This is a genomic window from Pseudoalteromonas sp. PAR1 (assembly GCF_947311895.1).
Classification (GTDB): Bacteria; Pseudomonadota; Gammaproteobacteria; order Enterobacterales; family Alteromonadaceae; genus Pseudoalteromonas; species Pseudoalteromonas lipolytica_C.
This window is the reverse complement of sequence record NZ_CAMZMY010000027.1, coordinates 43,574-57,558: the sequence shown is the minus strand read 5'-3', so window position 1 is coordinate 57,558 and position 13,985 is coordinate 43,574. Positions and strand designations below refer to the sequence as shown.

The 13,985-nt window shown below is 42.2% G+C and carries 10 protein-coding genes and 1 tRNA gene; 10 read left to right on the top strand and 1 reads right to left on the bottom strand.

Annotation, left to right across the window (positions count from 1 at the left end):
- Positions 1–170: 170 nt before the first annotated feature.
- The 10 genes from QL229_RS17980 to QL229_RS17935 all read left to right on the top strand — a co-directional run bounded on the left by QL229_RS17980 (position 171) and on the right by QL229_RS17935 (position 10,654).
- Positions 171–247: transfer RNA gene (locus QL229_RS17980), tRNA-Arg, on the top strand.
- A 633-nt stretch (positions 248–880) separates the two neighbouring features.
- Positions 881–2,191, top strand: coding sequence for a hypothetical protein (locus QL229_RS17975; RefSeq protein WP_281547249.1), 1,311 nt, complete (start codon positions 881–883; stop codon positions 2,189–2,191).
- A gap of 16 nt (positions 2,192–2,207) precedes the next feature.
- Complete coding sequence (locus tag QL229_RS17970; RefSeq protein WP_138558666.1) at positions 2,208–3,584, top strand: SH3 domain-containing protein; 1,377 nt, start codon at positions 2,208–2,210, stop codon at positions 3,582–3,584.
- Positions 3,585–3,592: 8 nt separating this feature from the next.
- Positions 3,593–4,705 carry a dipeptide epimerase gene (locus tag QL229_RS17965; RefSeq protein ID WP_138558665.1) on the top strand — a complete coding sequence of 371 codons (1,113 nt, stop codon included), beginning with the start codon at positions 3,593–3,595 and terminating at the stop codon, positions 4,703–4,705.
- Positions 4,702–5,451: a L,D-transpeptidase family protein gene (locus tag QL229_RS17960; RefSeq protein ID WP_281547248.1), complete on the top strand. Its 750-nt coding sequence runs from the start codon at positions 4,702–4,704 to the stop codon at positions 5,449–5,451. The genes QL229_RS17965 and QL229_RS17960 overlap by 4 nt, the downstream gene beginning before the upstream one ends.
- Before the next feature lie 80 nt (positions 5,452–5,531).
- On the top strand, positions 5,532–7,100 hold the full coding sequence (locus QL229_RS17955) for a sodium:solute symporter (protein WP_138558664.1): 1,569 nt from the start codon (positions 5,532–5,534) through the stop codon (positions 7,098–7,100).
- The gene (locus QL229_RS17950) at positions 7,101–8,012 is read left to right on the top strand and encodes a BadF/BadG/BcrA/BcrD ATPase family protein (protein WP_138558663.1); all 912 of its coding nucleotides are present in this window, start codon (positions 7,101–7,103) and stop codon (positions 8,010–8,012) included. It abuts the gene before it with no gap.
- Positions 8,002–8,937 (top strand): N-acetylmuramic acid 6-phosphate etherase, encoded by a 936-nt coding sequence (murQ, locus tag QL229_RS17945; protein ID WP_135925862.1) that lies wholly within the window; start codon positions 8,002–8,004, stop codon positions 8,935–8,937. Before QL229_RS17950 ends, murQ begins: the two co-directional genes overlap by 11 nt.
- Complete coding sequence (locus tag QL229_RS17940) at positions 8,937–10,115, top strand: DUF1343 domain-containing protein (protein WP_249930256.1); 1,179 nt, start codon at positions 8,937–8,939, stop codon at positions 10,113–10,115. The genes murQ and QL229_RS17940 overlap by 1 nt, the downstream gene beginning before the upstream one ends.
- Positions 10,116–10,216: 101 nt before the next feature.
- Complete coding sequence (locus QL229_RS17935) at positions 10,217–10,654, top strand: energy transducer TonB (RefSeq protein ID WP_135925861.1); 438 nt, start codon at positions 10,217–10,219, stop codon at positions 10,652–10,654.
- Positions 10,655–10,713: 59 nt separating this feature from the next.
- Here QL229_RS17935 and QL229_RS17930 read toward each other — a convergent pair whose 3' ends face one another.
- The gene (locus QL229_RS17930) at positions 10,714–13,734 is read right to left on the bottom strand and encodes a carboxypeptidase regulatory-like domain-containing protein (protein WP_138558662.1); all 3,021 of its coding nucleotides are present in this window, start codon (positions 13,732–13,734) and stop codon (positions 10,714–10,716) included.
- Between the last annotated feature and the right edge of the window lie 251 nt (positions 13,735–13,985).

The window sequence follows — 13,985 nt, the reverse complement described above, 5'->3', positions numbered from 1 at the left end:
CGCGTAGCTCAGCTGGATAGAGTACCTGGCTACGAACCAGGCGGTCGGAGGTTCGAATCCTCCCGCGTCCGCCACTTCCTTCTAGGAAGTGACATAAGCCGACAAGCTGTCGGTTTTTTTGTCTTTAAGACACAGTCAATGCACGACTTAAACATGCAAAAACATACTGCGGACGCGTAGCTCAGCTGGATAGAGTACCTGGCTACGAACCAGGCGGTCGGAGGTTCGAATCCTCCCGCGTCCGCCACTTTCTTCTTGAAAGTGACATAAACCGACGAAAGTCGGTTTTTTTGTGCCTGCAATTCGCATAGGATTGGTTTTAGGAGAGACTTCAGTTGCGAATAAACACAACGTTTTATTGCGTTCATTTCTCTTAGAACGACTTTGAACCACGCAGCCGGAGGTTCACTGTTTCAAAATACGTCCCGCGTCCGCCACTTTCTTCTTGAAAGTGACATAAACCGACGAAAGTCGGTTTTTTTGTGCCTGCAATCCGCGTACGTGTGGTTGTAGGAGCGACTTCAGTCGTGAATAAACATAACGTTTTATCGCGTTCATTTCTCTTAGAGCAACTTTGAACCACGCAGCCTAAGGTTCACTGTTTCAAAATACGTCCCGCGTCCGCCATATTATTTTTTTATATCCCGCGTTTAATAGCAATTCACAACAATAGACCAGTTAATTAAGCGTATCGGTATAAGTAGCTTCAAATTACACTAGCAAAAAGTGCATGGTAAGTTTGCTCGTTTCACTTTGTACCTTTTTACTTTCATATTTTCTTGATATTTAGCAATAAATCCCAGTTAACTTGCTTCACGGTCAAATTGTGTTAGATTTAATAAAATATTCCAAAAATAATAACTAATGGGAATTTTAGTTTATGAATACTAAAGCTGCATTTCAAAAGCGGCTAGCTTTATCATGTGGTTTTTTATTGCTAGCGGGTTGCCAAACAAGTGCAAGTAAGGTTGTTTTGTCTGATGAAGAGTACTTTGATAGGGTCATGCTAGCCCCTGCAATTCTTCCTGCTGATTTAACAAATACTGGTTGTTTAAGTTTAAATAATGATGATGATGCAAAAGACTATAAAACAGCATCGCAGGTGAATTATCAACAAGCAGATTGGCAATCTCGCGTGGCTGCTGACTGGCTGTACTTTGCAGATCCTCTGCAACCAGGCAAGTTGTTATTGATAGATTATCAGGTTAAGAGTGGGCAACTTGCTTACCGTTATTTAAGTGATGGTAGTCACAATGAGCTATATGAACCTTGGAGCTCATCAAAAATTCAAGCATTTACTGGCGCGTTATCAAGAGTGAGGCAAGCTCACCCTGAGCTAGGTGCAACTGCGTTTGCAGGAGATACAGCACTGGCTGATTTGATCAGCAGTATTAATAGCTACGAAGCATTTGGTAAAGCCGATGGTAATTCAAATGCTATTGCCAGTTATTTTGTTAATGTGGCAGGGCGAGAATACTTACGTGGGCTTTTTAATGAGGGCTGGCTGAAACTGCAGGATCAACGTTTGTTGTTTAACGGTGCATATGGCTCAGAGCAGTTTGCCCCATCAGACGACTATTGGCATAACCCGATAAATAAAGAGTTTGATGCAAAGATAGACCGTTACACTGCAAGCAGTGATGATCCCGGTTATTTACGGTATCGTTGTGATAGTTGTGGTTTAACGGGTAATAAAGCAATGACCACACTTGCTCAAGCTGAATGGTTAAAGCGCCTAGTAAGTCATCAACGTGAGCCAATTACGCAAATGCCTAATTTACAAAGTAGTGATGTAGATGTGCTACTTAACGGCACAGGACATACCGATCAACATGCTAAGGTTGGCGGTATGATGGTGGGTATAAGTCACATTGTTACAAATGCATTGGCAAATGTTATAGCCCCTAATGATAGTCGCTCTGCAAAAGAGGTGCTCGACACTGCAACTAATGGACAATGGCGTGTTTGGCAAAAAATAGGCTGGGGTCCAAGTGAAACGCGCTCAACCACAGAAACAGTGATGCTTGCACATGTGTGTTTAGGAAATTATCAAGGTGGTCGTGAATTTACTTTCAGCGTGCTGCAGTCAATAGGCGGAGCTGACGAAGCCAATTTGCCAAAAGTCGGTAAGCAAATGCAGCAAAAGTTGCAGCATGCGTTTACAAAATTATTAGATTCACGCATTCAATAAGAATTAAGGAACAGCTATGCGTCGTTCAATTATCGCGTTATCAATTAGCTTAGGTGTAGCCTTTTGTGCACCTATTCATGCTGAGGGCTGGCAATCAGATGTTATTGCGGTTACTCAGTCGCAACTTTCGCCCAATTACTGGTTAGCGAAAGGTGCATCGGCAAAAATGATCATGACAGAGGCGCAAATTACAGCCTTTAACGAAAAACTGATTAAAGAAAATAAATACATTGTTGATCCACTGTCATTTCAAACAACATTGAGTAAAGAGGAATTAACAAGCGCGATTCACTCTGCAAGCTCTATCCCTAAAAGCCCGCGTTTTTTTACTGATGGTAGACAGTTAACCGCCAAAGACTTCGCCAAATATCAAGCTAACCTAAACCTTAATAAAGTGGCCAGTAGTAACACGGTTCGTTTTGGTATGGTTGTTAAGCGAACTGCTCTGCGCACTTTTCCAACCTGGGACCGAGTATTAAATAGTGGTCTTGATCAAGACTTAGATCGCTTTCAAGAAAGCGGCATGTTCCCGGGTGAAGCTGTTGCTGTATTGCATCAAAGTGCAGATAAAAAATGGCTATTAGTTCGTGCTTACAACTATTTAGCATGGGCACCTAGTGAAGATATCGCTTTTGCTGACGCTGATGAAATTAAAGCTTATCGAGAGCAAGATAACTTTTTGGTTGTAACCGGCGCAAAGGTAAATACCGCCTATGTGCCTAACGACACTGCAAGCTCAGAAGTCCAACTAGATATGGGTGTGCGTTTACCTTTGCTTGATAACGAACAAGTACCTAATTTGCTCAATGGTCAAAACACGTATGCAAGCCATGTTGTTCAGCTGCCCACCCGCAATGAGCAAGGCCAGCTTGTTATAAAACCGGCGATGATCAGTAAAACCGCCGACGTAAATTTAGGTTACTTAGAATACAACGAGCAAAACCTAATAAAACAAGGTTTTAAGTTTTTAGGTGAACGTTATGGCTGGGGACATGATTACAATGGCCGTGACTGTACAGGTTTTGTAGGCGAAATTTATAAAAGTTTTGGCTTATTAATGCCACGTAATTCAGGCCAGCAAGGCAGTAGTGAATACGGACAAAATAATCGCTTTGATAAAAATACGACCGCAGACGCAAAATTACCGGTGGTTAAAAATATGGCGATTGGCGATCTTATTTATATTCCAGGTCACGTGATGATGTATTTAGGAGAGCACCAAGGCGAGCCGTATGTTATTCATGATGTGAAAGGCTTAGGCTATAACAAAGGCGATGGTAGTTTTTATAGTAGTGCCTTGAATGGGGTGTCGGTCACGCCATTATTGCCACTTAGATTATCTCAAGAAACCAGCTACTTAGATCGTATTTATAACATTAAGCGTATTCGTTAGAGGCCAATATGAAAATTAAAGCTGTTCGCTTTGCAAAGCTCAAAGTGCCATTAGTTACCCCATTTAAAACAGCACTAAGAGAAGTCAGTTTTATTGAGGATTTAGTGGTTTTAATCGATACCGAATGTGGCCAAATTGGCTATGGCTCTGCGGCCTCAACTCCGGTTATTACAGGCGATACTCATCAAGGAATGATAGCGGTCATTCAGCAGTTTATTGCCCCTAAATTAGTGGGGCTAGAAATCGAAAACATCAACCAGCTTACTCACATTATTCAATCAACGGTGATTGGTAATAGCAGCGCAAAAGCGGCTTTAGAATTAGCGGTTTACGACTTATGGGGCAAGCTCTACAGAGCGCCTTTATACAAATTGCTCGGTGGTGGTAAGTCAGAGTTAAAGACTGATATTACCATCAGCGTAGATAACATAGATAAAATGCTTAGTGACTGTCAGCGAGCGGTTGAGCAAGGTTTTGATGTATTAAAAATAAAAATCGGCAATAACCTTAATCAAGATATTGAACGTGTAAAGGCAATTCACACAGGGTTTGCTGCTAAGGCGCAGTTACGTTTAGATGTAAACCAAGGGTGGAATGCCAAACAAACAGTGTTTGCACTGCAACAACTTGAGCAAGCAGGCGTGGTGTTAGAATTGGTTGAGCAGCCAGTAAAAAGCAGTGATATTCAAGGTCTCAAATATATTACTGAGCGAGTGAACACCCCGATCATGGCCGATGAAAGCGCCTTTTCACCTAAGCAAGTAATACAACTTTTAGAGCTTGGCGCAGTTGATATTATCAATATTAAATTAATGAAAACGGGCGGTTTAAGTCGAGCAATTGAGATTGCTAATATCACTGCCCAATACCAAGCAGAGTGTATGATTGGCTGTATGTTAGAGGGCAGTATTGCTGTAGCAGGTGCAGCGCATTTAGCTTCAGCCAAAGCGCAACAAATAAGCAAAATAGACCTCGACGGTCCAGCGCTTGGTCAATACGACCCGGTTCAAGGTGGGGTTGTATTTAACGGTCCACAAATTAACTTATCGGATGCCCCCGGTCTTGGCATTGAGTCAATAAACGGTCTAGAACTAATAACAAACGGAGTATGGCCAGCATGAAAAAACTAGTCAGTCTTATTGCTGCTATGAGTTTAACCGCTTGTGCAAGCGTAGAATCACCTAAACCAGTCATTGATAACAGTCATCAGCAGCTCGTGGTGGTGGTCGCTAATGACAGTGATGCTATTGATGCCACGTTGTATCGCTTTGAAAAAAATGCTGGTAGCTGGCAACAACAAGGCCAGCAGCATGCTGTGGTGCTTGGCCGCACAGGGCTTGCTTGGGGGGGAGGGCTACATCCGCCACAACCTGGACAGCAAAAACAAGAGGGTGATGGTAAAGCGCCTGCGGGCATTTTTGAGTTAGGTACAGCATTCGGTTATTTAGATTCACTGCAAACAAACCTTAACTATCAAGCAATGACTGCTAACGACTATTGTATCGATGTGAAAGGCTCACCTTTTTATAACCAACTAGTTGATAAGGCGGTTGTTGGTGAAGAGGCGGTTAAGGATTCTTCGGAGTGGATGCGCCGAGATATTTATAGCCAAGATAATCTCTATAAAAAAGGCATTGTTGTTAAGCATAATCCAAGCAATATTAATGGCGCGGGCAGCTGTATCTTCATGCATTTGTGGCGAGCACCTAGTAAACCAACTGCGGGTTGTACAGCGATGACTGAAAGCGATATGGACACATTACTAGCCTGGCTTGATGAGCGTAAAAAGCCATTGCTGGTAAGCCTGACCAAAGCGCAATATCAGCAAAAACAAAGTCAGTGGCAATTACCTAGCCTAGGTAACTAAAAATAATAAAATAAAAGTATTTTAATTTTGTCATAATAATGGAATAATATATTCCATTAAGGTTTGGGTTAGGATAATAAATGAGTGCAAATTACGCTTTACTCGATTGGCTAGTATTCGCAGGCTACGCGGCAATTTTGTTGTTAAGTGGTTGGTGGTTTAATCGCAAACGTGCTAACTCAAGCCAAGATTTTTTTCTAGGCGGAAATAGCATGCCAACGTGGATGGTTGCGATATCTGTACTGGCTACTTCGCAGTCAGCTGCCACTTTTATTGGTGGGCCAGATCAAGGCTACCAAGGAGACTTTTCTTATATTGCTACCAATATTGGAGCCTTTATTGCGGCGTTTATTGTTTCTGCATTCTTAATTCCAAAGTTTTATCAGCAAAAAGTTTATACGGTCTATGAGTTATTAGAAAAACGCATTGGTCCTAAAGCAAAGCGACGCAGCGGCTTGATGTACTTATTTGGCCGAGTGTTTGCAAGTGGTGCTCGTTTATATATGGCAGCGATTGCTGTTGCGATGATTTTATACGGAAATATCGATGCAGACAGTGTGGTTGTAGCCACTCTAGTGCTGGCACTAGCAGGTTTGTTGTATACCTTTTTGGGCGGGATCCGCAGCGTTATTTATTCTGATGTATTGCAAAGCATTGTCTATGTGAGTGCGGCTATTGCGGTTATTTGGAGCTTGCTGAGCGTTATTCCAGCCGATTTTTCAACCATTATTGCAACCTTAAATGAACCAAGCCCAGGGGCAGACTCAAAGCTGGCACTGTTTAAGTTTGATTTAGACTTTGGCCCGTCAGGGGTGTTCAACATGGCCTCTGTTCTAACTGGTTTTGTGTTATTAAATATTGCCGCATTTGGTCTTGACCAAGATATGACACAACGCTTGTTAACCTGTAAAAGCCCGAAAGAGGGCAGTAAAGCTTTACTACTTTCAGTGGTCATGGTGATCCCGGTTATGGCTATTTTTATCTTTATTGGTTTACTGCTTTACATCGTTTATCAGCAACCAGCATTAATGAATAGCGAAGCTGGGCAAACGGTTGTTCAAGAGTTTAACGGTGAAAAAATCACTATCTTTATGTACTACGTATTAAACGAAGTACCAGCCGGAGTGAAAGGCTTAGTGAGTGTCGGTATTATTGCAGCCGCTATTTCTACTTTGAACTCTGGGCTTAGTTCGATGTCTTCAGTCATCGTGCAAGATTTATATCGCCCATATTTAGAGAAAGCCAATAAGCAAGTGAGCGATCAGCACTTTGTTAAAGCAGGTCGTGTGGGTATGGCGCTGGTAAGTCTTGCTTTAGCGTTAATGGCTATCCTTTGTTATTTCTGGCAGCAGTATAGCGATATGCCATTATTAAAATTTGCTCTAAGCGTAATGGTCTTTTCCTACAGTGGTTTATTAGGGGTGTACTTTACAACTTTATTTACCAAGCGTGGCAGTGAAGGGTCAGTATTAGCTGCCTTAATTACAGGATTTATGGTGACCCTATTCATGCAACCTTACATGATTGATTGGTTACTGCCTGAATCTATGCGCTTTTACTTAGGGTTTACGTGGCAATTATGTATTGGCACCTTGCTTGCCACATTAGTGTGCTGTATAGGAAAAGCAAGCAATGAGGCAACGGCATAAATGGCGCCATCATATATTTTAGCCATCGATGGCGGTGGCACTAAGGTGGTAGCTGAGCTTAAAGAGCTGGCAACGGGTAAGCAATTTCGCGCTCAGGCTGGCTCTGCATCACTGTCGAATGATCTTGATTTAGCAGTTGAAAACATTGTTAAAGTGACGCGCGAGGTCTGCGAACAAAGCAATGCTAAGCCTAGCGATATGGTTACCGTTATGGGGCTTGCTGGTGGTTCGTCAGTAAGCCTTGCTGAGCAAGTTAAAGTAATGCTCAAGCTTATTTATGAAATCGAATTTGCTTACTTAGAGATTACAAGTGATGCGACGACTTCACTGTATGGGGCAAATTTAGGTGCTCCTTGCGTTGTCGTAGCTCTTGGTACGGGAGCTGTCGGGGCACGATTAACGGCTCAAAATCAAATTAAATTGGTTGGGGGTTGGGGGTTCACTGTTGATGACTTTGGTGGTGGTGCCCGCATTGGCCTTATGGCTGTACAGCATTTATTAAACGATATAGATAGTTTTGATTTACCAAAAAGCCCTTTAACGATTCGCTTGAGTGAGCAGCTAGGATGTACTCGTCAAGCAATTAGTGATTGGCTTAAACTTGCTAAACCCGCAGATTATGCAGCATTTAGTCCGTTGGTGTTTAGCTTACAAGATGAATGTAAGGTGGCAAAAAGTGTTTTGGCTGAACATACACAGTCAGTGGTTGAGTTAATTAGCAAAAGCAGAGGCAACTCACCTTTACCGGTAATTTTAATAGGTGGTCTTGCGAAGGTGAGCCAACCATTATTACCACAGGCCTTACAAAATGAACTATCTCCTTGTAAGGGAGATTCTTTAACTGGCGCCTCAATTTTAGCGGCAAAGCATTATTATGACATTATTGAAGAAGGACAACCCAATGAGCCCTGAGCACGTATTTAAGCAACAACGTGAATTACTCGAAGAGTTAAATGGCATTGTCTCAGAAGGACAAAACCCTGACACTTTGGATATTGACTTGCTCAGCACTACTGAGATCCTCACTAAAATCAATAATGAAGATCATAAAGTGGCTGCGGCAGTAAAACTTGTTATTCCGCAAATAAGTGCTGCGGTAGATCACATTGTAGAAGCGTTTCAGCAAGGCGGTAGGTTGATTTACATTGGTGCTGGCACCAGCGGTCGCTTAGGTATTTTGGATGCGGTTGAATGTGCTCCTACTTACAGTGTGAATGATCAGCAAGTGCAAGGAATTATCGCAGGAGGTGATACGGCCTTTAAAAAGGCTGTTGAAGGCGCTGAAGATAGCACGACCTTAGCTATTGAAGATTTAAAAAATGCCAACTTAACGAGCCGCGATGTTGTTGTCGGCATAGCTGCCAGTGGGCGCACACCTTATGTGTGCTCTGCAATTGAATATGCAAAATCAATAGGTTGTGTAACTGTAGGTGTGACTTGTAATCCTAATTCAGCGGTCATGTGTTTACCACAAATTGGCATTTGTCCGGTGGTCGGAGCTGAAGCTGTAACAGGTTCAACCCGAATGAAATCGGGCACAGCACAAAAGCTTGTATTAAACATGTTAAGTACCGCCAGCATGATACGTACAGGTAAAGTGTATAAAAATTTAATGGTCGATGTGAATGCCAGCAATGAAAAGTTGCATGCCCGCGCTATACGTATCGTGATGCAAGCGACTGATTGTACGCAGCAGCAAGCAGTTGATGCGTTAAAGCAAGCAGAGCAAAGTGCCAAACTAGCTATTTTAATTGTACTAACAGGAAAATCGGCAGTTGATGCTAAAGAGCTTCTATCGAAAGCTGATGGTTTTTTACGTAAAGCGGTGGAGGAATAATGCGCTTTTTAGTTGTTATGATTATCAGTTGTTTATCACTGTTAGGCTGTAAAGAGACTCCACAACAAGTCTCTGAAAACACCTTGCCATTGCAAGTTGGTGCTGCAAATTACGACGCTTATATACCAGCCCTTAAAGGTAAACGCGTTGGTTTAGTGGTTAATCAAACCTCAGAGATTAATGGTCAGCATTTAGTTGATTTATTGCTCGATAGAGGAGTTAAGGTAAGTAAAATATTTGCACCTGAGCATGGCTTTCGCGGCGATCATGATGCAGGCGCACATGTAAAAAGTACTGTAGATGCAAAAACAGGCATTGATGTTGTTTCTATTTATGGCAGCAATAAAAAGCCAACTCCTGAAGTACTTGCTGATCTCGATGTCATTATATTTGATATTCAAGATGTTGGTGTGCGCTTTTACACGTACATCAGCTCAATGCACTACATGATGGAAGCGGCAGCTGAGAATGATAAGTCATTTATCGTATTAGACAGACCTAACCCGAATATTGCTTATGTTGATGGGCCTATCCTTGATCCACAATTTCGTTCGTTTGTTGGCATGCATGAAATTCCTGTTTTACATGGTATGACAGTGGCTGAACTGGCTCAAATGATTAAAGGTGAGGGATGGATAAACAATGCAGATAAACTTAATTTAACAGTGGTTCCCGTTGCTAATTATGAGCGCACAATGAGCTATGAGTTACCGGTAAAACCAAGCCCAAACTTACCTAATGCTCAATCGATTCAGTTGTACCCATCACTTTGTTTCTTTGAGGCAACGCCTATTACCATTGGCCGTGGTACGGATTTTCCGTTTCAAGTTGTGGGCTATTCGCCAATAAAACTGGGGGAGTTTAGTTTTACCCCTCGTGCAATTGAAGGCGCATCAATGAACCCTAAATTCAAAGAGATTGAAGTGTTTGGTCAAGATTTACGAGATGCTGATATTCATGGTCTAGATTTAAGTTTATTTATTTCAGCCTATCAAAAGCTAACTGCAAATAATCAAGAATTTTTTGAACGTGCTGGTTTCATGGATAAACTTGCGGGTACTGATAAATTGCGTTTAGCCATTGAAGCAGGTCAAACTGAGCAGCAAATTAAGCAAAGCTGGCAAGCTGACTTAAGTACTTTTAAACGAAAGCGAGCTCCGTATTTGCTTTATCAATAATAGCTAAGTAACTAGAAAATAAGAACGAGGCGCTTGCCTCGTTTTTTTATATCCATAAAAAGCTGTGTTATATTCAGGGGCTTGATTTATAAGGATATACCATGAAGACTTATTTCAGTTTAAGCATTGCTGCTTTCGCTTTACTAGCTGGCTGCTCACAACTCCCCAACACCTCAACAAGTAACTCAACCGATGCGCTTGATCTACGTGATAATAAAAACGCAGCAGAGCAGCTGTGGACACTAAAACATGCAACAAAGCCTATCTATCCCAAAGCTGCTTTAATTGCCAAACAGACGGGCTGTGCGCGCTTTGTTATAACTATTGATAATCAGGGCAATACGATTGATATCCGTTTTGTCGAGAGCTTCCCAGAAGGGCTGTTTGTTGATGTGTCGCGAGAGTCGCTTAAAAGTTGGCAGTGGCAGGCAAGTACAAGTAACAGCGAGTCGCAAGCGATTATTCGCACTGTGCAGCTCGACTACTTTATGAAAGAAGCGGTTAATATAGATGCAGCAAAAGCATTTTGTACAATTTAAGTCTGTTCTTGAGACATAAAAAAGGGCCGCAATAGCGGCCCCCAACAGGATTGATTAACTTAGAACTTGAAGTTAAACGACAGCTGCACACGACGTGGGCTGTAGTAATTACGATACTCACCAAAGGTTTCTGACGATACATATGGGTTATTGTTATAACCTGTTTGACGGTCAAATACGTTGAAGATATCAGCACGGAATTGTAGTTCCATGTCACCTGAGAACTTAAAGTCTTGGGTGTAGTTTAAATCAAGCTGCCAATGGCTAGGGCTACGACGGCTACCTGCAGGTTCTCCATAACGTGCTGTACCACTTGAGTAGCCATAGATTGAACCATCCCATGCTTCCCAAGGTTTACCCGACTGGAATACAAAGTAAGCGCCAATATTTGCTTGCCATGGCACAGTATAGTAACCATAAACTTTTACTTTATGCGGTTTATCACCTGATAATGTGCCGTATTTGTAATCCCAAGGGTAGCGGCCACGGCCATCACCATAGTTCGAAGAACCAATGAAGGTATTCGCATCTGTTGTTGCTGTGGTGTTATCTTGGTCGAAGTTACCGTAGTAGTGACTCCAAACATAAGAAGCATTGATATAGCTGTTTTCACCTAAGTATTCAGCTTCGATGCTCGCTTCCCAATATTTCGTTTCGCCACCATCTACTTCGGCAATAACATATGATGAACCGCCAATTTCATCACGGATCGCATCAAGGTTATCTACGTATAAGCCTTTATCAGCGATATGTTGTGGCACACCTTCAGCATCAACGCCAGAGTAGTCAGTTAAGCGCGCGTTATTTGGCATATCTTCCCAGAAATGCGATGCCTTACGGTGACGAACATGAGCACGTAATACTAAATCAGAACCCACATATTTAGTGGTACCAAGAGTAAACTCTTTGATTTGACGAGGTGTTAAATCATCAGCAAATACTTTACCAGATGAACCTTGACGCGGCTCTGCGTAAATTACTTTACCCGCTTCATCAAACTCAACTTCGATTTCGGCACGGGTATTACGGTCCCAAGAGGCTGCACGCGCTAATGAGCTTGCTTCAGGGTTATACATTGAGAAGTTAGCAAATACAGAGTCTTGATCTGCATAATTCCAATTCACACCTAAACGAGGCTGGATCATATCTGTCCAATCTGTTTGATACATTTCGTATTTTTCGCCCGGTGCTAACTCATAACCAGAGAGAGTACCAGATGCAGATTTAAGACCTTGACCATACCAAGTATCACGGCTCACAAGCACACCCACATTGTAAGTCCAATCACCTACTTCAATGGTGTCGTTGATTTCGAAGTTCAGCGTTTCCATTTCTGAGTTAATAGCAGAAACCGCATCTCCACCTGCTACTAAGCTCATTTGTTGCACGCGAGCACGGTAAATAACCGGCGCAGAGCTGCCTTCTTCTAAGCTTTCATCTAGGCCGCCAACATAAGAAATTCTACCCCAACCATTTGAAAGGCGAGACAGAACTTCTTTACTTTCTTTCCATTCACCACCTAAATGTAACGTGTGGTAAGTATCGCCCCAGCTAAATTCATGTTCTAGATTTAACTCAAAGCTATCACGGTAAAAGTCGATATTATCGTATTGGTAATACGCACCAACACCGCCGCCACCTCGCATTTGCCCATCTTCGGTATAACCGTATTGTGCAATGAGTGGTGCAGCGCCTGCATTATATGCAGCAATTTGCTCTGCTGTGTAGTTATCATCAGCATCTAATAAGCTAGGTACACTGAAGTAACCCATTTCAGTTAGATTACTTAAGTCAAGTTGACCCGTTAACGATGGTACTACAGATAGTTTTGTATCAGGTGTGGTACCAGACTCTATCTCTAATTTACTGTATTGGAATGAAAGAGTTGTTGCATCACCTAATAGCCACGAACCATCTAAGGTAAAGATATCTTGATCGGCTTTATCACCCGCAGAAACACTGTCAGTTTCGTAAGCGCCAACTGAGCGACCTTCGATGGTTTTTTCTGAGGTACGCTGTGAAATATTAATTAAAATATCGTCAGTAGGTGCCCAAGTTAACTTACCAAAGTATTCATCTCGGACATTTTTATAGTCTTTTACTTCACCATAGGCTGTATCTTTATTAGTACGTGTTTCTTCAGGGCGATAATAAGAAGTGTAGAAGTATAAAGTGTCTTCAATAAGCGGGCCGCCTAAACTTGCGGTTAACCAGCTTTTATCAAGCTCATAGCTTTCTTGACCTGTTGGAGTCGCCACTAAACTCTTAGGTTGAACTTTGTATTCAACATTACCGTGGAATTCGTCAGTACCTGATTTTGATACGGTGTTAATTGAGAAACCACCTGAACGGTTAAAGCCAACGGCTTTTGCACCACCGCGATCCATAGTAACGTAGGCAACGTCATGGGTTGATGGCTCTGATGCTAAGTTACCAAACATAGGGAGTGAAACATCAACACCGTCAAAGCCGTAAGAGTTATCAACACCCGAACCACCTGCTGATGGACCAAGGGTTGCGTTTTCAGATAGCTCAACACCCGGAACAAGTTTTAATAGGTCACGGTAATCTTGACCAACTGGCACGCTATTGATTGCTTCTTCACCTAATGAGTTAGTGAGTGCAGATTTACCTTCGCGGAATAACTTACTGCCGGTAACCGTGATAACCTCAACGTTTTCGTTAGCACCACCCATAGTGACGTTTAAGCTTGATGTTTGCTCAAGTAAAACGTCGACAGTCATGGTTTGCGTTACACCGTTTTTATCGGTGAAAGTCAGTTCATAAGTACCGGGCTTTAACTGCGGTAAGTCATAACTACCATCTTCACGCGTAACAACGGTACGAGGTTTTGGCATCACGTTACTCTTTGCAGTTACTGTGATCCCAGCCAGTGACTGCTGTGTCGCTGGTGATGATACTTTACCTTTAATACCACCGGTTAGATTTGCAAAGGCTGGTGCGCTGGCTAGAGCCGCGGCCATAACAACGCCGGTAAAGGCTGTTTTCTTTGCACGAAGTGCATTGCTTGTCGCTTTGGCTATATAGCTAATTGCGAGTGTGGATGCATGTTGTTTCATTGTTTCCCGTCCTTATATTTATATGCTTTGTTGGACTGCTTACCCAGTTGAGACTTATGAACTTTAATATTATGTTGCCCACATATTAAACAGGTGTTATTTACTATGGTCAAGAATATTTTTTTATTAACGTACCTTTTTTTAGGAATAAAATATATAACCTATTTTAGGTAAAGTTCAGCAATCGCTCGCTTTAGCGGTGGCTCAATTATCAGAAAGTTATTTTTGTAAGAAATTATGACTGTATACTC

Bases quoted from the DNA above. Each gene is read 5' to 3' on its own strand.
- QL229_RS17940 (WP_249930256.1), top strand. From the start codon at position 8,937: ATGCGCTTTTTAGTTGTTATGATTATCAGTTGTTTATCACTGTTAGGC.
- QL229_RS17975 (WP_281547249.1), top strand. From the start codon at position 881: ATGAATACTAAAGCTGCATTTCAAAAGCGGCTAGCTTTATCATGTGGT.
- murQ (WP_135925862.1), top strand. From the start codon at position 8,002: ATGAGCCCTGAGCACGTATTTAAGCAACAACGTGAATTACTCGAAGAG.
- QL229_RS17960 (WP_281547248.1), top strand. From the start codon at position 4,702: ATGAAAAAACTAGTCAGTCTTATTGCTGCTATGAGTTTAACCGCTTGT.
- QL229_RS17950 (WP_138558663.1), top strand. From the start codon at position 7,101: ATGGCGCCATCATATATTTTAGCCATCGATGGCGGTGGCACTAAGGTG.
- QL229_RS17930 (WP_138558662.1), bottom strand. From the start codon at position 13,734: ATGAAACAACATGCATCCACACTCGCAATTAGCTATATAGCCAAAGCG.
- QL229_RS17970 (WP_138558666.1), top strand. From the start codon at position 2,208: ATGCGTCGTTCAATTATCGCGTTATCAATTAGCTTAGGTGTAGCCTTT.
- QL229_RS17955 (WP_138558664.1), top strand. From the start codon at position 5,532: ATGAGTGCAAATTACGCTTTACTCGATTGGCTAGTATTCGCAGGCTAC.
- QL229_RS17935 (WP_135925861.1), top strand. From the start codon at position 10,217: ATGAAGACTTATTTCAGTTTAAGCATTGCTGCTTTCGCTTTACTAGCT.
- QL229_RS17965 (WP_138558665.1), top strand. From the start codon at position 3,593: ATGAAAATTAAAGCTGTTCGCTTTGCAAAGCTCAAAGTGCCATTAGTT.